The following is a 22,689-nucleotide window of genomic DNA, read 5'->3' as shown; positions in this document are numbered from 1 at the left end:
GGCTCACGTGGTGGGCCGGATCTGCCACTGCTGGCAGTTGTTGCCGAGCCAGGTCCACTGGCGTACGTCGGCGCCGTTCGCGGTGGAGCAGTCGGCGACGTCGGCGACCTTGCCGGTGGACTCGTTGACGATCCGGACGTAGTCGCCGGTGGCGGTGTAGACGAGCCTGAACTTCTGGCAGTTGTTGTTCAGCCAGGACCACTGGCGCAGGTCGGTGCCGTCGGCCGTGGCGCAGCTCGCGGTGTCCATCACCTTGCCGGTGGCGACGTTGACCAGTCGGCTGGTGTCATTGGCCTGGTCCTCGATGCGCCACTTCTGGTTGGTGCCGCCGTTGCAGGTCCACTGGAAGATGTTGGTGCCGTCGGCGGTGTTCCCGCCTTCCACGTCGAGGCACTTGCCGCTGTTGCGGTTCACCAGGGTGTACGCGGTCGGGGTCGCGGCGCTCTCGCCGGACGGGCCGGGCAGCGTGGTGCCGAGCGCGACCGGGGTGCCGAAGTTGGGCGTCCCGTCCGCGTTCCAGGTGAACTTCTGGGCGCGGGTGGTACGGCCGTTGCCGCAGCCGCCGCTCGCGGAGTTGTTGGCGTGGTAGACGATCCAGTTCTCGGTGCCGTCCGGCGAGGTGAAGAAGCCGTTGTGGCCCGGGCCGTAGACTCCGGCGGCGTCGTTGCGCTGGAAGACGGGCGTCTGCTTCTTCGTCCAGGAGGATGCCAACAGCGGGTCGGTGCCGGTGAGTTCGAGCTGACCGAGCTTGTAGTCGGCGGTCTGGCAGTAGCTCGCGGAGAAGGTGAGGAAGGTCCGGCCGTCGTGGTAGAGCGGCTCGGGCCCCTCGTTCACCGGCGCCCCGGAGGTCTCCCAGGCCAGCGTCGGCTGCGAGATGAGGCTGAAGGTGGAGCCGCTGACCGTGTACGGGTTGGTCATGGGCGCGATGACCAGGCTCTGCTTGCTGCCGCCGATGGCGCCGCTGCCGACCAGGTAGAGCTTGTTGTTGTACGTCAGCACGGTGGCGTCGATGAGCCAGCCGCCCGGGTCGAGGTTGGACCCGGTGAGCTGGTTCTTGAAGGTGTACGGGCCCATCGGGTCGGTGCCGGCGCTCTCCACGACGTACGTCCGCTGCTGGTCGCAGCAGGCGGCCCCGCTCGGCGCGCCGGAGTAGTACAGGTACCAGTGGCCGTCGAAGAAGTGCAGTTCGGGCGCCCAGAAGTTGTTGTTGCGGGTCGAGGTGGTGTCACTCCAGACCTGCACGCTGGGAGCCGTGGCCAGCCCTGCCAGGGTCGGCGACTTGCGCATGGTCAGCACGCCGGTGAAGGACGTGGTGACCAGGTAGTAGTTGCCGTTGTAGTACTCCAGCCAGGGGTCGGCGCCCTTCTGGGACTTGACCGGGTTCGTGTACGGGCGCCCCTCGGCCGCGGCGGCCGGCTGAATGCCGACGACAGGTACGAGCAGCGCCAGCAGCGCCGCCAGGAGGGTCAACCAGTGACGGGTACGGAACACAGACAGGTCCCTTCTCATGGTCACATTGTTCGAAATCCCGGACGATGTACGTAACTTCGACCAGAACATAGGTACACGTGGGACACACGTCAACGTTTGTGACGAGTTCGGTTCCGGTTGGCGTCGGCCGCGTAAAAACTAGTTGTCCGACCTGCCGAACGTTGTTCGAAAACTCTTGACGACCCAGGTCGCACCGATTGACACTCTCGCAACGCGCGGACACACAGACGAAATCTGATGTCTCCCGTTACCCCCCCCTACCGACCCCCGTGTCCGAGCAGAGGAAGCCGAAACGATGCAACTCGCGAGATCACGCGGCCGCAGCAGACCATGGTCACAACGGCTCGCCGGACTGACCGCCGCATCGCTTCTCCTCGGCCTCGCCGGGCCGTTGGCCGTGTCGGTCCCCGCTCACGCCGACGCGGCCGACATCACCGACGGGCTGGCCCTCTGGTACAAGCTCGACGCGGCATCCGGCACCACCGTCGCCGACGCCTCGGGCAACGGCCGTACGGGCACGCTGAACGGGACCGCCGGCTGGTCCAACTCCGGTGAGGGCCTTGCCTTCAACGGGTCCGACACCTACGTCAAGGTGCCGGACAACATCATGAGCGGCATGAACTCGATCACCGTCTCGATGGACGTGAAGGTCGACTCCACCCAGTCCAACCCGTACTTCATCTACGGCTTCGGCAACACCAGCGGCTCGGCCGGCAACGGCTACCTGTTCACCACGGGCAACTCGTACCGGACCTCCATCGCCAGCGGCAACTGGTCGACGGAGCAGACGACTCGGACCGCGGGCACGAATCTTCAGCGCGCGGTGTGGAAGCAGATCACCTACACCCAGACCGGCAACACGGGCGTGCTCTACGAGGACGGCGTGGAGGTGGGCCGCAACACGGCGATCACCCTCACCCCCGGCTCCATCGGCTCGGGCACGACCACCGCCAACTACATAGGCAAGTCGGTCTACCCCGGCGACAACCTGTTCAAGGGCAACATCCGCGACTTCCGGGTCTACAACCGGGCGCTGGCCGGCACGGAGGTCGAGGAACTCTCCCTCCCCGTCGCCGCGCAGGGCGTCGCCGCCGACAAGTCGGCCCTGACACTGGGCGACACGAGCGCGGTGATCGCCGACCTGACCCTGCCGAGCGCGGGCCCCGCGGGTGGCTCCGCCATCACCTGGGCGACCGACAACGCCTCCGTGGTCTCGTCCTCCGGCGCCGTGACCCGCCCCGCCGCCGGCCAGCCGGACGGCCACGCCACACTCACGGCGACCCTGAAGAAGGGTCCGGTGAGCGACACCAAGACCTTCGACGTCACGGTCCCGGCCACCTTCGACGACGCCACGGCCACCCAGCAGGCCGCCGACGCACTGACCGTCCCGAACATCGACGACGTACGCGGCAACATCACGCTGCCGTCAACGGGCCTCTACGGCACGGCGGTTGCGTGGTCGTCGGCGAACCCGGACGTCATCGCGACCGACGGTGTGGTCCACCGCCCCGCGCACGGCGCCGGCGGCACGACGGTCGACCTGACCGCGACCATCACCAAGGGCACGGCCACCGCGACCCGCACCCTGACGGCCAAGGTCCCCGAACTCCCGGCGAAGGAAGCCCTCAAGGGCTACATGTTCAGCTACTTCACCGGCGAGGGCACCTCGGACGGCGAACAGCTCTACGCGGCGCTCAGCAAGGGCAACGACCCGCTGAAGTGGCGGGAGTTGAACGACGGCAAGCCCGTCCTGACCTCCACGCTCGGCGAGAAGGGCCTGCGCGACCCGTTCATCATCCGCTCCCCCGAGGGCGACAAGTTCTACCAGATCGCCACCGACCTGCGGATCTACGGCAACGGCGACTGGGACGCCTCCCAGCGCACCGGCAGCAAGTCGATCATGGTGTGGGAGTCCACGGACCTGGTCCACTGGACCGACCAGCGCCTGGTGAAGGTCTCCCCCGACTCGGCGGGCAACACCTGGGCTCCCGAGGCCTTCTACGACGCCGAGCTCGGCTCGTACGTCGTCTTCTGGGCCTCGAAGCTGTACGACAACGCCGACCACTCCGGCGACACGTACAACCGCATGATGTACGCGACCACCCGTGACTTCCGCACCTTCAGCGAGCCCAAGGTGTGGATCGACCGCGGCTACTCGGTCATCGACTCCACGATGATCAAGGACAAGGACACCTACTACCGCCTGTCCAAGGACGAGCGGAACAACAGCTCCTCGACGCCGAACAGCAAGTTCATCTTTGAGGAGAAGAGCGACTCGATCCTCAACCCGTCCTACACCGCCGTCGCCGAGGGCATCGGCAAGGGCGCGATGAGCGCGGCCGAGGGTCCCCTGGTGTTCAAGTCGAACACCGAGGAGAAGTGGTACGCGTTCCTCGACGAGTTCGGCGGTCGCGGCTACATCCCCTTCGAGACGACGGACCTGGCCTCCGGCGTCTGGACCCCGTCCACCGGCTACGACCTGCCGTCCAAGCCCCGGCACGGCACCGTGCTCCCGGTCACCCAGGCCGAGTACGACCGGCTCCTGAAGACCTACCAGCCCGACCAGATCATCACCAGCGCCGAGGACGTCAAGGTCGTCACGCGCATCGGTGACGCCCCGGTCCTGCCCGCCACCGTCATCGCCGAGTCGGCGGACGGTGTGAAGCGGCCCGTCGCCGTCACCTGGGAGGCCGTGGCCGAGTCGCAGTACGCGCAGGCCGGCACCTTCACGGTGAAGGGCGACCTGGCGGGCGACTCCGCGATCACGGTCAGCGCCGAGGTCACGGTCTCCGCCGAGGGCCCGGACGTCCCGGCCGACCTGCTCCTGCACTACGACTTCGACGAGACCGGCGGCAGCATCGCCCGCGACTCCAGCGGCCACGGCTACCACGGCACGTACGTCCGAACTCCCGACTTCGGCACGGGCGTCGAGGGCGGCTCCTTCAAGATGTCCGGCGGCAACAGCAGCTCCAGCTCGCCGTACGTCAAGATCCCCAACGGGGTGCTGAAGGACACCAGCAGCGTCACCGTCTCCACGTACGTCAAGTGGAAGGGCGGCGACAACTTCCAGTGGCTGTTCGGCCTCGGCCCCGACAGCAACAAGTACCTGTTCGCCACGCCCTCCAACGGCGGCGGGAAGCTCTTCTCCGCGATCACCAAGGCAACTTGGTCCGGTGAGAAGCAGATGATCGGCGGCTCGCAGCTCACCGCCGGCCAGTGGAAGCACCTCACCGTCACCCTGAACGGCGCGACCGAGACGGCGATCCTCTACGTGGACGGCGCCGAGGCGGCCCGCGTGAACGGGGTCACCATCAAGCCGTCCGAACTGTACGACCCGGCGAAGGACTACTCCGGCTACATCGGCAAGTCCATGTACTCCCCGGACCCGTACTTCGGCGGCGAGGTCGACGACTTCCGGATCTACAACCGGGCCCTGACGCCCGCCGAGGTCCTGGAGATCAGCGGCAACACCACCGGGATCGCCGCGGCGACCCACCCGGCGCTCAAGGTCGACGCGATCATCACCGACAAGGACAGCAAGATCGTCCTGCCGCTCACCCCGGGCAGCAACGTCAAGGCCCTGGCACCGGAGTTCACCCTGGCCCACGGCGCGACCATCAGCCCCGCCTCCGGCACCCTGCGCGACTTCACCAAGCCGCTCACGTACGAGGTCACCGGCTCCGACGGCAAGAAGCGCACCTGGACGGTGTCGGCCGTGGAGATGAAGAGCCCGGTGCTGCCGGGCCTGAACGCCGACCCGAACATCGTCCGCTTCGGCGACACCTTCTACATCTACCCGACCACCGACGGCTTCGAGGGCTGGAGCGGTACGCAGTTCAAGGCGTACTCCTCCACGGACCTGGTCCACTGGAAGGACCACGGAGTCATCCTGGACCTCGGTCCCGACGTCAGCTGGGCCGACAGCCGCGCCTGGGCGCCGGCCATGGAGGAGAAGAACGGCAAGTACTACTTCTACTTCTGCGCCGACGCGAACATCGGTGTGGCGGTGTCGGACTCCCCGACGGGCCCCTTCAAGGACGCCCTGGGCAAGCCGCTGCTGAAGGCCGGTGACCGCCCGGGCCAGATGATCGACCCGGCGGTCTTCACCGACGACGACGGCCAGTCGTACCTGTACTGGGGCAACGGCAGGGCCTACGTGGTGCCGCTCAACGCGGACATGGTCTCCTTCGACTCGTCGAAGGTCACCGACATCACGCCGAGCAACTACAACGAGGGCTCGTTCGTCATCAAGCGCAACGGGACCTACTACCTGACGTGGTCGGAGAACGACACCCGGGACGAGAACTACCAGGTGGCCTACGCGACCGGTTCCTCGCCCACGGGCCCCTGGACCAAGCGCGGTGTGATCCTCCAGAAGGACCTCTCCCTGGGCATCAAGGGCACGGGCCACCACTCGATAGTCCACGTCCCGAACACCGACGACTGGTACATCGTCTACCACCGCTTCGCGATCCCCGGCGGTGACGGCATGCACCGCGAGACGACCATCGACAAGATGGAGTTCGACGCCGACGGATCGATCAAGAAGGTGATCCCGACCCTGTCGAGCATCGACCCGGTGACGATCGTCCACGCGGGTGCGGACGCAACTGGCCAGGAAGGCAGCGCGATCCCGCTCACGGGCACCATCTCCGGGGCAGGCAAGCCGAGTTGGAGCGTCAACCCGACAGCCCCCTGCACGTTCTCCAGCAGGACCACGATCCCGACGTCCATCACCTGCCAGGACAACGGCACGTACGAGGTCACGCTGACGGGTGGCCGCAGCAAGGACACCCTGACGGTGACGGTCACCAACGCGCCGCCGTCGATCACCTCGGTCCAGGGCCCGAAGACCCCGGTCCCGGCCGGCAAGAACACCCCGGTGCGCATCTCGGCGAAGTTCACCGACCCGGGCCGCGCCGACACCCACACCTGCCGGATCGACTGGAAGGACGGCACCACCCCGACAACCGGCAAGGTCACGAACGGCACCTGCGAGGCGAGCCACGCCTACCTGAAGGCGGGCATCTTCCGCCCGACGATCACGGTGACGGACGACGACAGGGCCGCGGCCACCGCCCAGCTCCCCGAGCTGGTCGTGTACGACCCCAAGGCCGGCACCGTGGCGGGCACCGGCGTGATCGCGTCCCGGCCGGGCGCCTACCCGGCCGACCCGAAGCTGACCGGCAAGGCCTCCTTCTCCTTCGGGGCCTTCTACCGGAAGGGCGCCACGGTCCCGACGGCCACGGCCTCCTTCGACCTCGCGGCGCCCGGCAAGTCCAAGGCGAAGGTGCGGCTGCGCTCCACGTCCTCCGACTGGCTGGTGGTCACCGGCTCCACTGCGGTGTACCAGGGCTCCGGCTCGGTCAACGGCAAGGACGGCTACGCCTTCCGCATCACGGCGACGGACAAGCCGGACACGTTCCGCATCCGGATCTGGAAGAAGTCCACGGGCGATGTCGTGTACGACAACCGCACGGGGACCGCGACCAAGGGCATCGTCCTCGGCCGCTAGCCAGATAGCCAAGTAGCGCCGAACACAAGGGCGCGCACACGGAGTTGGGCCTCACAGCCCGCTCGGTGTGCGCGCCCTCGGCGTTTCCGGCGCCGAACCCCCTCCAAATATGCATCTCCGATGCAACATTGATAACCTGTCACCGTGAGGCTGACCAGATACACGGATCTCGCCCTCCGGGCAGTGATGCGTCTCGCCGTCGTGGAAAGCGAGGAGCTGCTGACCACAAGGCAGATCGCCGACTCCATGAACGTCCCCTATACGCACATGGCGAAAGCCATCGCACAGTTGCAGCACCTGGGGGTGCTGGAAGCGCGGCGCGGGCGCAACGGCGGACTGACGCTCACCAGCGCGGGCGGGCGCACTCGCGTGGGAGATCTGGCCAGGACACTGGAAGGGGACCGGGAAGCAGTCGTGTGCGAGGGTGACACCCCCTGTCCCCTCTCGGGCGCCTGCCGACTGAGGCGGGCGCTGCGAGAGGCGCAGGAGGCCTTCTACTCCTCACTGAACGGCGTGACCGTGGCCGACCTGGTGGCCTCACCGACGGGCCCGGTGCTATTGGCACTGAGCGCTCCACCGAGCTGACCGCCCGACCACCGTCGACGAGATCGCAGGCTCCGAGCAGAGACCGCGACCAAAAATACGAATCTCACATACCAATTCATCTGGAACATCGATCGACCCAGGAGTGTGTCGGATGCTGTCTGCGCAATCGGTTCCCGTCGTCCGGGCGACGCTTCCCCTGGTGGGAGCCTCACTGAACACGATCACAGAGTTGTTCTACCGGCGGATGTTCGAGGAGCGTCCGGAGCTGCTGCAGCACCTGTTCAACCGGACCAACCAGGTCACCGGCGCTCAGCGCGAGGCACTGGCCGGCTCGGTGGCGGCCTTCGCCACCCTCCTGGTCGAGCGGCCCGACGAGCGCCCGGACGCCATCCTGTCGCGCATCGCCCACAAGCACGTCTCACTCGGCATCACAGCCGACAAGTACCCGCTGGTAGGACGCCACCTGCTCGGGGCGGTCGCCGAGGTCCTCGGCGATGCCGTCACCCCCGAGGTCGGCGCCGCCTGGGACGAGGTCTATTGGTTGATGGCCAACGCCCTGATCGCCGTCGAGGCCCGTCTGTACGCCGAGTCCGGCGTGAACAACGGCGACGTATGGCGGCGCATGGAGATAGCAGAACGCCGCCAGGAGTCCACCGACGCCATCTCCCTGGTCCTGCGCCGGCCCGACGGCCGCCCCACCGCGCCCTTCCGGCCCGGCCAGTACGTCAGTGTCCGCGTGGAACTGCCCGACGGCGCCCACCAGATCCGCCAGTACAGCCTGTCCAGCGCCCCCGATCACAAGACCTGGCGTATCACCGTCAAGCAGGAGAAGGCCGCCGACGCCACCCTCCCCGCCGGCGAGGTGTCCTCCTGGCTGCACACCCACGCCACGGTGGGCGACATCCTGGATGTCTCACTGCCCGCCGGTGACCTCGTACTCCCCGAGACCGAGACCCCCCTCCTCCTCGCCTCCGCCGGCATCGGAATCACCCCCATGCTGTCGATGCTCGACCACCTCGCCCTCACCTCCTCACCGCGTACCGTCACCGTCGTCCACGCCGACCGCGCTCCCGGCGACCACATCCACCGTGCCGAGCAGGCGGACCTCGTCAGCCGTCTGACCGGCGCAGATCTTCATCTGTGGTACGAGAACGACGCCCACCGCTCCCCCGGTGCCCATGTCCTCGCCGGCCGCGCCACGCTCGGCCACCTCACGATCGCCCCCGAGACCACCGCCTACCTCTGCGGACCGTTGCCCTTCATGCGCGCGGTACGCGGCGAGCTGCTGGCCAAGGGGCTGCGCCCCGCCGCCGTCCACTACGAGGTCTTCGGCCCCGACCTGTGGCGCTGAGGGGCGCGCCAGGAAATTTTCACGATTCCGGCGACCACCTGTCACAGGCCGAGCCGCTGCCCGGTCTTTCCGGTACAGAGACCGAACGCGGGAGGAATCCGTCATGAAGATCGTAGTGATCGGTGGAACAGGACTCATCGGCTCGAAGCTGGTCGCCGAGCTCAGCGCCCAGGGGCACGAGGCGGTCGCGGCCTCGCCCAACACCGGCGTCAACACCCTGACGGGCGAGGGCCTGGCAGAAGCCCTGAAGGGCGCGTCGGTCGTGGTCGACGTGTCCAACTCGCCCTCCTTCGAGGACCGGCCCGTCATGGACTTCTTCCGTGCCTCGACGACCAACCTCCTCAAGGCGGAGGCCGAAGCCGGCGTGACACATCACGTGGCACTGTCGGTGGTCGGCACACAGCGCCTCCAGGCGAGCGGCTACTTCCGCGCCAAGCAGGTCCAGGAGGAACTGATCAAGGAGGCCGGCATCCCGTACTCCATCGTCCACGCCACCCAGTTCTTCGAGTTCGTCGACGCGATCGCGGACATGTCCACCGAGGGCGACACCGTGCGCCTGGCCCCCGTCAGGTTCCAGCCCATCCACTCCGCCGACGTGGCCGCGGCCGTCGGCCGCACCGCGGTCGGCACCCCGGTCAACGGCGTGGTGGAGATCGCCGGCCCCGACCGGTTCCAGCTCGACGAACTCCTGCGCAAGGTACTCGCCGCCAGGAACGACCCGCGCACGGTCGTCACGGACCCGCACGCCCCGTACTCCGGTGCCGAGTTGGAGGACACCACGCTCGTCCCGGGGCCGGACGCGCACATCACCGAGACCCGCTTCGCCGACTGGGTCGCACAGCAGCAGTAAGTACTGTCGTCGACGAAGTCCCCGACGACGATCGAGGGGCTGCTTCGGATCCATCACATCCGAAACAGCCCCTCGATCTACGGCTCTCGCGAGGAACGCCTGACACAGGTGGCCGCATCCAAATTCCGACCCCTGGCCACTGCGCCGCTCACCCCTTGACCCTGCTCGATTCTTCGGCTTTCCGGGCGACGGCAAAATCGCGATTCCGCAGTGTCTGCAGACGATGCGCTTCCGGCAGGTCAGGAATGGTCAGGAGACGGTCACACGCTTCGAGAGAGCCCTGAATATCCCCTGCCCAGTAAGCGACGACCGAATATTCGAAGAGCAGCCCCCATTTGTAGACCCATGGGTGAGTGAAGAGAATGTCGTCGGGCTCCGCACGATTGATCCCCGCGCACGCGAAGGCATGCCCGGTGCGATAGTTTCCACGCTTCCGCAGGCGTGAGACCAATTCGAAGCACGCTTCGAGGCGCTGCGGCCGCTGTTCCCACGCCCGCGAGAGGGTGTCCATGGCTCCCGGCCAGTCACCGGACTTGTCCTTGAGGATTCCCGCCTGCAGGAGTGAGTAATAGACCTCCTCTCCCCAGCCGCCCATCTCCGCGCGGCGTTCGTAAAGGGCGATCGCCTCTTCGGTGCGACCCATGTCACGCATGGTCTGAGCCAGGTAGAACACGCTGCGCGCGTTCGTGGGATCGCGCTCGATCTCCGCGCTCAGCAGGGCCATGTCCCGTTCGAACTTGTCGTGCCGGGAGCCACCGTCGGCGAAGTGCTCGATCACGAGGGCGTCGAGGTTCTCCTGTTCGTGCTCCTCGTCGGCCGTCAGGTACTCGTGCGTCACGCCTTCGTAGCGCCAGTGCAGATCGCCGCGGACGAGACGCTTGATTCGGTAGGAGAGACTCCCGGCGTGCGGGATCATGTAGGACGCACAGGACAGCGAAGGCAACGGCCCCTCTTGCCGAATGGTCATGTCGGCGTCCATCAGAAGCAGGTAGTCGGCTTTCCCGCGGGCGCGTTCGATGTTGAGTGTGCGATTCACCCCGAAGTTGACCCAGGGATCTTCATGCAGCTCACCCGGGACACCATCGAAGGCTTTTCGAATCAGATCCTGAGTGCCATCCGTCGAGCCCGTGTCAGAGATGATCCAGGTGTCGACGATGTCGCGTACCGAGGCGATACACCGCTCAATTACCGCCGATTCGTTCTTTACGATCATGCAGAGGCAGATGGTCGGCTTCATGGTCCTGTCCCTACCGTCGAGTTTCGCAATCGAGCATGACAATAAAGGCTGAATCGCACGGGGAAGTGGCCGCAATCACTTTAGACACTTCGACTCGGAGATTGTCGACGCAACGCCGATTCTTGTTATGAGCGTGCCGGACCGGGCGGCAGAAGCGGACGGGCGCCGGTGGACCACCTACCACCCCTGCCCCGCAGAGGAGATGCACGCGGCAGGTGCCGCGCATTCGGCCGGTCTCGCCGAAGTCCCCCAGAGGACGTCATGGACACAACAACAGACCGGCTGAGGCCCGGACGAAGCGACGTCGTCATACAAAGTGAGCGATCAGTCGCACATGGTAATGGTGATTTTGCTGCCCCTGCCGGGGTGGCGTGAGTAATCAACTTCGAGAGATCAGGAGATCGCATGAGTCCTGACTCCAGGACAAGTTCCTCCCTCGGCCCGCTCCCGCTCACCAGGCGGAGCACGTGGATTGCGGGCAGCAGCCTCGCGTCCCTCGCTCTCGTGCTCACGGGCATGGCCAGCCCGGCGCTAGCAATGGCACACACGAAGACGGTGGCCAACATATCCTCGGCCACCCCGGCCGGCATCGAATGCCACGACGACCAGTGCGACGACCAGAACCACTACGGCGACGACGGCGACCACGGAGACGGCCCCGGCCCCGGCCCACAGGGTGACACCGGCCCCACGGGTCCTACGGGTCCCACGGGTCCGACCGGCCCTGCGGGTACCGACGGTACTGACGGCACTGATGGAACCGACGGTACTGACGGAACCGACGGTACTGACGGCACAGATGGAACCGACGGTACTGACGGAACCGACGGCGCGACTGGCCCGACCGGACCCACCGGTCCGACGGGTGCAACCGGCGCCACGGGAGCAACGGGCGCCACCGGAGCAACCGGGCCCACTGGCCCCACGGGCCCTGCAGGCGTCGACGGAGCCACCGGCGCAACAGGTGCCACGGGCGCAACCGGCGCAACCGGCGCCACCGGAGCAACCGGGCCCACTGGCCCCACGGGCCCTGCAGGCGTCGACGGTTCCGCGGGTGCCACCGGCCCCACCGGCGCAACCGGACCGGTGGATGCGACGATCCTCTCCCAGAACTACAACGTCCTGTTGGGCGTCAACGCGTCCTACGACTCCCCGTCATGTCCGGCCGGCACCACTCCCATCTCCGGAGGTCTGTCTGCCACTGGCCTCGCCACCGTCCTCGGGCAGACCTACCCGAACGGAAACCACTGGACCGTGACCGCGACGGCGGGTGCCATCACCACCATTACGGTCTACGTGGTCTGCAGCTGACCACACAGCTCACGACCGCCTTTTGCCTATGAGTCCCCGCCGGTCTTCCGGCGGGGACTCATGCGTGCTGAGGCTCGGCCGCAGCGCGGTGCGATCGCGCCGAACGGGTCGGTGGGCGCCGCCCTCCGGGCGCACCGCGCCACGCTTCGCGTCGCCTCGCGCTTCCCGTCGAGTCCGACCGCGTGGCCCACTGGCACGACCAACGAGGCTGGTCCCCCGATTGGTCCCCCCAGTTGGTCCCCAAAAACGATCGAGGGGCCGTTTCAGAATGCTCTGAAACGGCCCCTCGATCTGCGACTCTCACGAGTCGGGACGACAGGATTTGAACCTGCGACCCCTTGACCCCCAGTCAAGTGCGCTACCAAGCTGCGCCACGTCCCGGTGCGTCGATCTGCGGTTGCCCCGCGTGATCACGCGAGCAGAACCTTACCCCACATCAGGGGCTGCCCCGAAGACGGCAGGGGGGCGGGAGACAATCGGTGTATGAGCAGTGCGTCGGAGGATCGGGCAGCGGTGGACGGGCGGGACCGGGACAAGGAGGGGCGGGCGCGCAACGCGCGGCCGAGGGACGGGCTCGGGCGCCCGCTGCCGTACGGCGAGCACGGGGTGGCGCGACAGCCCGAAGGTGTCGTACGCCGTCCCGAGGACAGCGTCACCGAGGCACAGACCTTGCTGGACGCGGGGAAACCGTTCCACGCGCACGAGGTCTTCGAGGACGCCTGGAAGTCGGGGCCCGAGGAGGAGCGCGGCCTGTGGCGGGGGCTCGCGCAGTTGGCCGTGGGGCTCACGCACTCCGCGCGCGGGAACGTCACGGGCGGCGTCCGGTTGCTGCGGCGCGGGGCCGGCGCGGTCGAGGAGTGGGCACGGTCGGGTGCGCGACCACAGCCGTACGGGATGGACCTCGCCGGGGTCGTCACCTGGGCGCGCGAGCTGGCTGCCGAGGTGGAGCGGGAGGGCGTGGCCGTCGACGCGCAGGCCCGGGCACCACAGTTGTCGAGCCGTACCGTCGGCAGCTGACCTGGCCCGAGGGCCTCGTTGTCAGTGGCGTGCGGCAGACTCGGGGCGTGCGGAAGATTCATGTCATCGGTATCGGCTCGGGCGACCCCGACCAGCTCACCCTGCAGGCGGTCAGGGCGCTGCGGGACACTGACGTGTTCTTCGTCCTGGACAAGGGCGAGGCCAAGTCCGACCTCGTACGGCTGCGCCGGCACCTGCTCGACACGCATGTGCCGGAAGGGACGTACCGCCTGGTCGAGGTGCGCGATCCGGACCGGGACCGGACGGCCGGGGGCGCCGCGTACTCCCCCGCGGTCGAGGACTGGCGACGTGCCCGGGCCGGGATCTACGAGCGGCTGATAGCCGGGGAACTGGGCACGGACGAGACCGGGGCGTTCCTGGTGTGGGGCGATCCCTCGTTGTACGACAGCACGCTCGGGATTCTCGAGGAGATCCTCGGGCGGGGCACGGTGGAGTTCGAGTACGACGTCGTGCCCGGCATCAGCAGTGTCTCCGCGCTCGTCGCCCGGCACCGAACAGGGCTCAACCGGGTCGCGCGCCCAGTACAGATCACCACGGGGCGGCGGCTCACAGAGGGGTTTCCGGCGGGGGTCGACGACGTGGTGGTGATGCTGGACGCCCATCAGGCCTTCCGGGAGTACGCCGACGAGGACATCGACATCTACTGGGGCGCCTATATAGGCACCCCGGACGAGATCCTCGTCTCCGGGCCGATCGCCGAGGCCGCACCCCGTATCGAACGGCTGCGTGCGGAGGCCCGCGAGCGCAAGGGCTGGATCATGGACACGTATCTGCTGCGACGGAACCCCGGGGACCGCAGACCCGAACAACCGTAGGGCGAGCAGGCCGCACACGGGCGGACCGTTCCCCTTGCACGGGTGGTCCGCCGGTGTGATCGTGACCTCGTGACAGCCGTCGAGGACACCGCACCGCCCGCCGCCGCGCACCCACCTGTGCTGGACTCCCGCCGCCGCAACGTCGTCTTCGTCACGATCATGCTCGGCATGCTGCTGGCGGCCCTGGACCAGACGATCGTCGGCACGGCTCTGCCGACGATCGTGTCGGACCTGGGCGGTGCCGAGCACATGTCGTGGGTGGTGACGTCATATCTGCTGGCGGAGACCGTCGCCACGGTGCTGGTCGGCAAGTTCGGCGACCTGTTCGGCCGCAAGGTGGTCTTCCAGGTCTCGGCGATCGTCTTCATCACCGGTTCGTTCCTGTGCGGGCTGGCCACGAACATGACGCTGCTGATCGTCTGGCGGGCCATGCAGGGCGTCGGCGCGGGCGGGCTGATGGTCACGGCGATGGCCCTGATCGCCGACGTCATCCCACTGCGGGAGCGCGGCAAGTACCAGGGCGCGATCGGTGCCGTGTTCGGTGTGGCGACGGTCATCGGGCCTCTGCTCGGCGGCCTGTTCACCGACCACCTGACCTGGCGCTGGGCGTTCTACGTCAACGTTCCCATCGCCATCGTGGTCGTGATCGCGGCGGCCCGCACCATTCCGGTGGTGAAGTCGGCGGTACGCCCGGTCATCGACTATCTGGGCATCGCGTTCGTCGCGATCGGCGCCAGCGCCCTGATCCTGGCGACGAGTTGGGGCGGCAACCAGTACGCGTGGGGTTCCGGCGTCATCATCGCGCTGTTCGTCGGCGGCGCGGTCTCCCTCGGTCTCTTCTGCTGGGCGGAGTCCCGCGCGGCCGAACCGATGCTGCCCATGCGGTTGTTCGGCAACCCCGTCTTCACGGTCTGCTCGATCCTCAGCTTCATCGTGGGCTTCGCGATGCTGGGCGCGATGACGTACCTCCCGACCTTTCTCCAGTACGTCGACGGCGATTCGGCGACGGTCTCCGGCGTACGCACCCTCCCCATGGTGCTGGGCCTGCTGATCGCGTCCGTCTTCAGCGGCAACGTGGTCAGCAAGACCGGCCAGTACCGCCTCTTCCCGGTCATCGGCTCGGCGGTGATGGGCCTGGGCCTGTATCTCCTCTCCCTCATGGACGCGTCGACCAGCGCCTGGCTGGCCTCGCTCTACATGTTCGTCCTCGGCACCGGTATCGGCCTGGGCATGCAGGTGCTGACGATCGCCGTGCAGAACACCGTCGAGTACGCCGACCTCGGCACCGCGACCTCCGGCGTCACCTTCTTCCGTACGCTGGGCAGTTCGTTCGGCACCGCGGTCTTCGGCACCCTCTACACCAACTCGCTGACACCGAACCTCTCCGAGGGCATCGCGGAGGCCGCCCGCACGGGTGCGGCGGACCAGGCCGCCATCACCGGTGCGGCCACAAGCCCGGCGGGCCTGCACGACCTCCCCGCCCGGGCCGCCGAGCCGATCATCGGCGCGTACGCGGACACCATCCAGACCGTCTTCCTGTGGACCGTGCCGGTCGCGCTCCTCGGTTTCGTCGTCGCCCTGTTCCTCAAGCAGGTCCAGCTGCGCGACAGCGCGCGGATGGCTTCGACGGACATGGGCGACGGATTCGCGACACCGGCCAACCCCGACTCGCGCCGCCTGCTGGAAGCCTCCGTCGGCAAGATCATCGGCAGTACGGACCTGGACACCGCGCGCCGGATCGTCAGCGAGTCCGACACCCGGCTCGACATCGCGGGCGCCTGGGCCGTGATGCAGGTCGAGCTGTTCACCCGCATGGTCGGCCACGCCGGCCTCGGCCTGATCGCCGCCCGCCGTCACATGCCGCCGGAGGTGCTCGTCCCGGTCTTCGACCGCATGGTCGAGGAGGGCTATCTGACCCGCACCGGGTCGTTCTTCTCCCACACCGAGGCGGGCACCCGCGAGGCGGAGGTGATCGGGAACGCCTGGGGCTCCTGGCTGGCCGGACGAGTGGAGCAGGACCTCGGCCGCCCGTCGGGCGACGATCTGCGCGCCGCGGTGGACACGATCGCCAAACGCCTCCTGGTGGAGGACCTCAGCAGCAGCCTCCCGAGCCGTCCCGCGGCACTGTCGGGGGCGGGCGGGGGCACGTCCGGTTCGTAGTCGGCGACAGGTGGGAGCACGGTCGGGTGCAGACGTCCCTCGCGTGAGTCCCTTCTCGCCGGCGGGAAAACAGGTGCCCCGGCACTCGGGCCACGGCCATACTCCTGTCATGTCCCCGGCCCCGGTCCGTTTCCGCGACCCCCGCAGTACGAGGTACGACTTCATCGGCTCGGTCCTGGTGCGCTGTCCACGCTGCGAGCGGGCCGCACACGTCCAGCGGAACCCTCACCAGCCGGACCCGGCGATCGGCTCGGTGCTGTTCGCGTCGCGGCGCCTCGTGTGCGGCGGCTGCGGTCTCTCCCGTAGCTGGTCCGGCAGGTCGGTCATGTTCTCGGGGAGTACCGCCGCCCCGGCCCGCGATCCGTACTTCCAGATCCCGGTGTGGCTGCAGACGGAGACCCGCCACGGTTGGCTGTGGGCGTACAACCTCGAACACCTGACCTACCTCAGGCGGTTCGTCGCGGCCTCCCTGCGCGAGCGGGCGCCCTGGTACGACACCGGTCAGAAGATGACCCTGGTCGCGCGGCTGCCGGTATGGGTCAAGAGCGCCAAGAACCGGGACGAGGTGCTCCGCGCCATCGACCGGATCCAGGTCACGCTCGGCGCAGCCCGACGCCCGGACGGCCGCTGATCAGCGCAGCAACAGCTGCGCCCCGCCCACCACCGTGGCCGCGATCACCAGCTGCTCGAACAGCCGCTGGTTGATCCGGCTCACAGCCCATTTCCCGAGAAACGCCCCGGGCACGACGAACACCACGAGCGCCGCGTCGAGCAGGAGCGAGTGGCCGTCGATCAGGCCGAGGCCGGCGCTGAAGGGAACCTTCGAGACGTTGACGATCAGGAAGAAGAACGCCGACGTTCCCAGAAAGCCGAGCTTCCGGAAACCTGCCGACAGGAGATACATCGACATGACCGGGCCGCCCGCGTTGGCGACCATCGTCGTGAAGCCGCCGAGAACGCCGTACGAGCGAGCCTTGAGACGGCCTGTGGGTGTACTCACCGCGTCCGGCTCGTTCTCCGTCGGCTCCGATTCCGATGCCGAATCCGACTCCGCCCGCCGTCGGCGCCAGACCGTCACCCCGGCCATGAACAGCAGGATCGCCCCGATCGAGGTCCGTACGACCTCGTCGTCCGCCCACACCAGGAACACCGTACCGACGACCACGCCCACGGCGACCGCCGGGAACAGCCGCCACAGGGTCGGCCAGTGGGCGTGCCGGCGGTAGGTCAGGACGGCGAGCACATCCCCCGCGATCAGGATCGGGAGCAGCACACCGGTGGACTCGCGGGCGGGCAGGACGGCCGCGAAGATCGCCAGGCTGACCGTGTTGGCCCCGCTCACGGCGGTCTTGGAGAAGCCGACAAGCATCGCCGCGGCGGCGAGCGCGGCGAACTCCCAGTGCGTTATGTGCCAGAGCGTCATCGTGTTCATGCGGACACCGATGCTATGCCCACCCAACTGCTGCCGTAATGACCGTCTCGCCAGATGACACCTGCCCCACCCGGACGCGTCACCGTGGACCGGCCGCCCGGCCCCTGGGAAGATCCCCGCACACCCCGCACACGTTCAACGACGCACCCGGAGATGCCATGGCCGAGTCCCGCGAGTACGTCCTCACCGGCACCAGGGGCGCGATCGCCGTCCGCGAGTGGCCCCGACCGGCTCACAGCGATTCCGAACGCCCGCTCGACCCACCCCGCTACCTCGCCCTCCTCTCCCATGGATACGGAGAACACACGGGCCGCTACGAGGAACTCGCCGGCGTCCTCGTGGCCCACGGTGCGACCGTCCTCGGCCCCGATCACCAGGGACACGGCCGGTCAGCGGGCGAACGGGCGGTGATCGTCGACTTCGAGGATGTCGTCACCGACCTGCACACCGTCGTCGACCTCGCCCGGGCCTCCCACCCGGACGTGCCGGTCGTCCTGATCGGCCACTCCGCCGGCGGCCTGATCGCTGCCCGCTTCGCGCAGCGGTACGGCGACGAACTCGCCGGGATCGTCCTGTCCGCGCCCGTGCTCGGCAGCTGGGACCTCCCGGGGCGGCTGCTCGAACTCGACGAGATCCCCGACCGGCCCATCAACCCGTCCTCCCTGTCCCGCGATCCCTCGGTCGGGGTGGCGTACGCGGCGGACCCGCTGGTCTGGCACGGCCCGATGAAACGGCCGACGCTGGAGGCGTTCGTACGGACACTGGAGACCGTCGCGAAGAGCGGTGACATCGGATCGCTGCCGCTGCTGTGGCTGCACGGCGACGACGACCGGCTCGTCCCGCTCGCCGGGAGCCGCGTGGGCGTCGAGGAACTGCGCGGCACCGACTGGACCGAGCGGATCTTCTCGGGCGCCCGGCACGAGGTCTTCCTGGAGACGGACAGGGCGGCGGCCTTCGCCGAGCTGACCGCCTTCGTGGACCGGGTGCTCGCGCACCGGGCCGATCGGTCTCCCTCCCCACCCACAGGTTGATCTCCCTCCCACACGCTGATCGCCCTCCCCTCCGGGCCTGATCGCTCTCCGTCGCCTCCCGCGGCCGGTTCCGTCACGTTTCCGTGCCTCCGACCTGGGCACCCGCGTTTCCATGGAGTGGTTGTGGCGAGCGGCCCGCACGGGTGAGGAGCCCGAGCTGTTCCTCCCCGTGGGCACGAAAGGGCCGGCGGTGCGGGACACCGTCGCCGCGAAGCGTGTGTGCTCCCACTGCCCGGTGACCCCGCAGTGCCTCGACCGGGCACTGCGCAGCGGTCAGACCGCGGGCGTGTGGGGCGGCACCTGCGAACAAGAACGCGCCGCGCTGCTCCGTACCGCTGGAGAACGGGTCCGGTAGCGAGAATCCGGGCCGCGAAACGAGGAGGAGCACCCCATGACCGTCGTGAAGAGCAGCCTGCCCGAGCCGGAGCGCCGGATCACCGGCGACGCCCTGCAGGCGACCCTGGTGGATCTGCTCGCGCTGTCACTGATCGGGAAGCAGGCCCACTGGAACATCGTGGGGCCCCGGTTCCGTTCGATCCACCTGCACCTCGACGAGGTCGTTTCGGCGGCCCGCACGTTCTCCGACACGGTCGCGGAGCGTGCGGCGGCGCTCGGCGTGTCGCCGGACGGCCGCCCGGAAACCGTCGCTTCGGCTTCCGTGTTCCAGGGCCCGAAGGACGGCTGGATCCAGGACACGGATGTCGTCCAGCTCCTCGTCGAGGCACTGGCAACGGCGATCGAGCGTCTGCGTGAACGTATCGGCGCGACCGAACAGGCAGATCCGGTGACCCAGGACCTGTTGATCGCCATCACGGCCGAACTCGAGAAGCAGCGCTGGATGTTCGAGGCCGAGAACGCGACCCGCGGCGACTGACCCCATCCCCTTCGCCTCTCCCTGCCCCTCCCCTCTCACCCCAGCAGCCACCCCCCGTCCACGCTCAGATCGATCGCGTTGACGGAGCGGTTGCACAGCAGGAAGTCCACGGCGTCCACCACGTCGGCCATCGTGGCGAGTCGACCGGCGGGTGTACGGGCCAGCAGCCCGGCCAGTACCTCCGCCGGCCTGTCGCGCCAGTACGGGCTGTCGCCGACGACGCCCGGGTGCACGGCGTTGACCCGGATCGGCGCGAGCTCGACGGCGAGGGTGCGGACGAGGCCGGTCACGCCCGCGTTGACGGTCGCCACCGTCGTCGCGCCCGGGTAGGGCCGTTCCTTGGCCTGGCCGCCGAAGAGCACGATGGCACTGGCGTCGTGGAGTCGCGGGCGCAGGGTGTGCACGACCTCGGTGTAGCCGACGAGTTTCAGGGTGACGAGGTGGAGGGCCGCGTCGATGTCGTACGAAGTGACCCGGTTCTCGTCGCGCGAGACGCCCGCCAGGACGAGATGGTCGACCCTCTCCAGATCGGCGAGCGCGGCGGCGATGTCATGGGGCCGCGCGAGGTCGAGGCCCAGGCCCCGGGCACCGATCTCCTTGGCCACCGCGTCGGCGCGGTACGCATCGCGGCCGGTGAGGACGACGTCGTCGCCGCGTTCGACACGGGTACGGGCGAACTCACGGCCTATTCCGGACGTGCCACCGACAACGACCACGCTGCTCATGGCAGTTCCTCCCCGCCCTTCGTGCCCCTGGTGTCCTTCGCGTTGCCCAGTACGTCCCCGAGGTGGTCCCAGTCGCGGGTGAACCGGTAGGAGTGGCGGGGCGGTGGCTGCGGAGCCTGGGTCTCCAGCCAACGAACGGGCCCGTCACCGGCGTTGGTGAAGCCGTGCACGCAACCCGCGCCCGCCCAGGCTGCGTCGCCGGGGCCGAGCCGATGTCGTTCGCCGTCGAAGGTGGCGTCGACCACCCCTTCGAGGATCAGATACGTCTCCTCGAAGGGGTGGTCGTGTGTTCCGGCGACGCCGTCGGGCGCGTACCGCACCATGAACATCGTCGAGGCGACGGCGCCCAGGTCTGCGTCGACCATCATCTTCACGGTGATTCCGCTGTAGACGAGCAGCGCGGTTCGCATGCTCGCCGACACCGCCAGGAGATCCTGGGACTGCTTGCCGGGGTCCATCTGGGCGGGCTCGAAGTGGCCGAACGACCGGGTGCGCGGGTCGCGTACGTCGATCCGGACGGGCTCGCGCTCCGGCAGCGCGGGCACGGGCCAGGTGTCGTACCCGTAGCGGGCACGCGGCACGGGTGCGAGCATGTCGGCCCAACGGGCTTCCTGTTCGACCGAGTTGGGATCGCCCACGCCGCGCCAGGCATGCGGCACACCGGTCGGGAGAAGGCCGTAGTCGCCTTCTCCGAGAAGGTACGAGCCCTCGGGGACGTCGAGGATCACACTGCCGTCGAGCACATGGAAGCTCTCCTCGTACGAGTGCACGTGGGCGCCCACCGCCCCGTCCGGCCGCAGTTCGCAGAGCCCGAAGCCGGTGTGTACGCTCCCGTCCTCCTCCCCGATCACCGGGCGGCGCCGGAACCCGTCGCTGTCGTACGGGAGTTGCGGCGCGTCGATCGCGCGCCGCACCACGAAGTCCGTCATCCCTCGCGCCTCGCCGCCTGTTCCGCCTTCGCCTCCAGCAGCCGGTCACGGGACTCCTCGACGAGTCGCCGGGCCCGCCCGGTGTCGGCGACCAGCTTCCCGTCACGCTTGACCACGGCGCCGTCGACGACGACCGTCTCGACGTTGGACACGTCCGCCGACAGGGTCACCGCGGCGGTGGCGTCGTGCACCGGCGCCATGTTCAGTGCCGTGGCGTCGAGTGCGACGACGTCGGCGCGCTTGCCGGGGGTCAGGGAGCCGGTGCGGTGTTCGAGGCCGGCGACATGGGCGCCGTTGACCGTCGCCAGCTCCAGCATCCGACGAGCCGTCAACATCGTTGCGGGGACGGGGACATCGGCCTCCCAGCACTCCGCGTTCACCCGGGCCCGCTCGGCGCCGAAGGCCGCACGGATCTGGGTGAACATGTCGCCGGGCACGGTGGTGACGACGTCGATGCTGAGCGACGGCCGCAGTCCGTGCTCGATCGCCTTCATCACGGGCGGCCAGCCGTGCCCCATCTGGGTCTCGACCTGCGGCGCGATCGACACCGTACCGCCGCTGTCGGCGACCATCCGCCACTCCTCCTCGCTGAGGTAACAGCAGTGGATGTAGGTGGTGTCGGAGCCCAGCAGGCCAAGTTCGTGGAGCTGTTTCACCATGCCGAAGCGGCCCGCCAGGCGGCCCATGGCGACGTGCACGGTGATCGGGATGTCCAGTTCGCGGGCGAGGTTCCATTCGGCGGTGACGACGTCGTTGGTGCAGAAGCCGGGGCCGCGGGTGGCCAGCGCCATCGTCAACAGACCGCTGTCGGAGGCGAAGTACTTGGAGCGGATGCGCCGTACGTCGTCGCCCGGTATCGCGATCTTGCTGTCGAACCAGTAGTCGGCGAGGGAGGTGTTGGCGCTGCCGTAGGCGTACTGGGCTCGGATTCCGCTCTCCGCCAGGGCTCGTACGGCGGCGTCCGGGTGCTCGGGGGTGTTGTTGATGTGGGACCAGTCGACGAGGGTGGTGATGCCCGCGTCGAGGCATTCCAGCGCGCCCGCGAGATTGCCCGCGTACACGTCCTCCGGTGTGTAGACGGGGGCGAAGGTGTCGAGGACGTCCACGAAGTAGTCGTCGAGCGTGGCGTCGGGGGCGCAGCCGCGGATCGGCGCCTCCCAGGTGTGACGGTGGGTGTCGACGAAGCCGGGGATCACTATGCGGCCCGTCATGTCCAGCACTTCGGCGTCCGCGCTGATCTCGCGCTCGACCGCCGTGATCCTCCCGCCCTCGATCAGGACGTCGCCCCGGGGCAGTTCCCCGATGTCGGGGTCCATGGAGATCACATGGCCGGAACGCAGAAGCAGTCGATCGGTCATCGTCCTTCCTTCCAGGGAAAGTCGGT

Annotated in this window: 18 protein-coding genes and 1 tRNA gene; 12 read left to right on the top strand and 7 right to left on the bottom strand. The window is 68.3% G+C overall.

What is annotated here, in order from left to right; all coding sequences use genetic code 11:
• Positions 1-3 precede the first annotated feature (3 nt).
• The gene (locus OHN74_RS37555; protein ID WP_327699020.1) at positions 4-1,509 is read right to left on the bottom strand and encodes a family 43 glycosylhydrolase; all 1,506 of its coding nucleotides are present in this window, start codon (positions 1,507-1,509) and stop codon (positions 4-6) included.
• A gap of 277 nt (positions 1,510-1,786) precedes the next feature.
• On the opposite strand from OHN74_RS37555, the gene OHN74_RS37550 reads away from it, so the two are divergent.
• The 4 genes from OHN74_RS37550 (at position 1,787) to OHN74_RS37535 (ending at position 9,753) form a co-directional block, all read left to right on the top strand.
• Positions 1,787-7,006, top strand: coding sequence for a family 43 glycosylhydrolase (locus OHN74_RS37550; RefSeq protein ID WP_327699019.1), 5,220 nt, complete (start codon positions 1,787-1,789; stop codon positions 7,004-7,006).
• 144 nt (positions 7,007-7,150) lie between these two features.
• Entirely contained in the window at positions 7,151-7,591 is a 441-nt protein-coding gene (locus tag OHN74_RS37545; RefSeq protein ID WP_327699018.1) for an RrF2 family transcriptional regulator, read from the top strand.
• Positions 7,592-7,703: 112 nt separating this feature from the next.
• Entirely contained in the window at positions 7,704-8,903 is a 1,200-nt protein-coding gene (locus tag OHN74_RS37540) for a globin domain-containing protein (protein WP_327699017.1), read from the top strand.
• 103 nt (positions 8,904-9,006) lie between these two features.
• Complete coding sequence (locus OHN74_RS37535; protein ID WP_327699016.1) at positions 9,007-9,753, top strand: SDR family oxidoreductase; 747 nt, start codon at positions 9,007-9,009, stop codon at positions 9,751-9,753.
• 148 nt (positions 9,754-9,901) lie between these two features.
• Here the strand turns inward: OHN74_RS37535 and OHN74_RS37530 are convergent, their stop codons facing one another.
• Entirely contained in the window at positions 9,902-10,990 is a 1,089-nt protein-coding gene (locus OHN74_RS37530; RefSeq protein WP_327699015.1) for a glycosyltransferase, read from the bottom strand.
• A gap of 1,086 nt (positions 10,991-12,076) precedes the next feature.
• Here OHN74_RS37530 and OHN74_RS37525 point away from each other — a divergent pair.
• Positions 12,077-12,301: a hypothetical protein gene (locus OHN74_RS37525; RefSeq protein ID WP_327699014.1), complete on the top strand. Its 225-nt coding sequence runs from the start codon at positions 12,077-12,079 to the stop codon at positions 12,299-12,301.
• A gap of 307 nt (positions 12,302-12,608) precedes the next feature.
• Here the strand turns inward: OHN74_RS37525 and OHN74_RS37520 are convergent.
• Positions 12,609-12,682: transfer RNA gene (locus tag OHN74_RS37520), tRNA-Pro, on the bottom strand.
• Positions 12,683-12,784: 102 nt separating this feature from the next.
• Here OHN74_RS37520 and OHN74_RS37515 point away from each other — a divergent pair.
• The 4 genes from OHN74_RS37515 to OHN74_RS37500 all read left to right on the top strand — a co-directional run bounded on the left by OHN74_RS37515 (position 12,785) and on the right by OHN74_RS37500 (position 16,945).
• Positions 12,785-13,318 (top strand): DUF309 domain-containing protein, encoded by a 534-nt coding sequence (locus tag OHN74_RS37515; RefSeq protein ID WP_327699013.1) that lies wholly within the window; start codon positions 12,785-12,787, stop codon positions 13,316-13,318.
• A 47-nt stretch (positions 13,319-13,365) separates the two neighbouring features.
• Positions 13,366-14,154 (top strand): precorrin-6A synthase (deacetylating), encoded by a 789-nt coding sequence (gene cobF / locus OHN74_RS37510; RefSeq protein WP_327699012.1) that lies wholly within the window; start codon positions 13,366-13,368, stop codon positions 14,152-14,154.
• A gap of 69 nt (positions 14,155-14,223) precedes the next feature.
• Positions 14,224-16,314, top strand: coding sequence for an MDR family MFS transporter (locus tag OHN74_RS37505; RefSeq protein WP_327699011.1), 2,091 nt, complete (start codon positions 14,224-14,226; stop codon positions 16,312-16,314).
• Positions 16,315-16,423: 109 nt separating this feature from the next.
• Positions 16,424-16,945, top strand: a complete 522-nt coding sequence (locus OHN74_RS37500; RefSeq protein ID WP_327699010.1) for a hypothetical protein — start codon at positions 16,424-16,426, stop codon at positions 16,943-16,945.
• On the opposite strand, the gene OHN74_RS37495 is transcribed toward OHN74_RS37500, so the two are convergent.
• The gene (locus tag OHN74_RS37495) at positions 16,946-17,746 is read right to left on the bottom strand and encodes a sulfite exporter TauE/SafE family protein (RefSeq protein WP_327699009.1); all 801 of its coding nucleotides are present in this window, start codon (positions 17,744-17,746) and stop codon (positions 16,946-16,948) included. It lies immediately after the preceding gene.
• A gap of 158 nt (positions 17,747-17,904) precedes the next feature.
• On the opposite strand from OHN74_RS37495, the gene OHN74_RS37490 reads away from it, so the two are divergent.
• The 3 genes from OHN74_RS37490 to OHN74_RS37480 all read left to right on the top strand — a co-directional run bounded on the left by OHN74_RS37490 (position 17,905) and on the right by OHN74_RS37480 (position 19,651).
• A complete protein-coding gene (locus tag OHN74_RS37490) occupies positions 17,905-18,777 on the top strand; it encodes an alpha/beta hydrolase (protein ID WP_327699008.1) in 873 nt (290 codons plus the stop codon).
• A gap of 112 nt (positions 18,778-18,889) precedes the next feature.
• A complete protein-coding gene (locus OHN74_RS37485; RefSeq protein ID WP_327699007.1) occupies positions 18,890-19,132 on the top strand; it encodes a WhiB family transcriptional regulator in 243 nt (80 codons plus the stop codon).
• 36 nt (positions 19,133-19,168) lie between these two features.
• Positions 19,169-19,651 carry a Dps family protein gene (locus OHN74_RS37480; protein ID WP_327699006.1) on the top strand — a complete coding sequence of 161 codons (483 nt, stop codon included), beginning with the start codon at positions 19,169-19,171 and terminating at the stop codon, positions 19,649-19,651.
• Between the two features lie 35 nt (positions 19,652-19,686).
• On the opposite strand, the gene OHN74_RS37475 is transcribed toward OHN74_RS37480, so the two are convergent.
• Genes OHN74_RS37475 through OHN74_RS37465 form a run of 3 tightly spaced genes read right to left on the bottom strand, consistent with a single transcriptional unit; the run spans position 19,687 to position 22,663 of the window.
• Positions 19,687-20,376 carry an SDR family NAD(P)-dependent oxidoreductase gene (locus OHN74_RS37475; RefSeq protein ID WP_327699005.1) on the bottom strand — a complete coding sequence of 230 codons (690 nt, stop codon included), beginning with the start codon at positions 20,374-20,376 and terminating at the stop codon, positions 19,687-19,689.
• Positions 20,373-21,305, bottom strand: a complete 933-nt coding sequence (locus tag OHN74_RS37470) for a cupin domain-containing protein (RefSeq protein WP_327699004.1) — start codon at positions 21,303-21,305, stop codon at positions 20,373-20,375. The genes OHN74_RS37475 and OHN74_RS37470 overlap by 4 nt, the downstream gene beginning before the upstream one ends.
• Positions 21,302-22,663, bottom strand: coding sequence for an amidohydrolase family protein (locus OHN74_RS37465; RefSeq protein ID WP_327699003.1), 1,362 nt, complete (start codon positions 22,661-22,663; stop codon positions 21,302-21,304). The genes OHN74_RS37470 and OHN74_RS37465 overlap by 4 nt, the downstream gene beginning before the upstream one ends.
• Positions 22,664-22,689: the final 26 nt, after the last annotated feature.

It is taken from the genome of Streptomyces sp. NBC_00459, assembly GCF_036013955.1.
Classification (GTDB): domain Bacteria; phylum Actinomycetota; class Actinomycetes; order Streptomycetales; family Streptomycetaceae; genus Streptomyces.
Note: the sequence above shows the minus strand (reverse complement) of the source record. Positions and strands in the feature narration are given on the sequence as shown.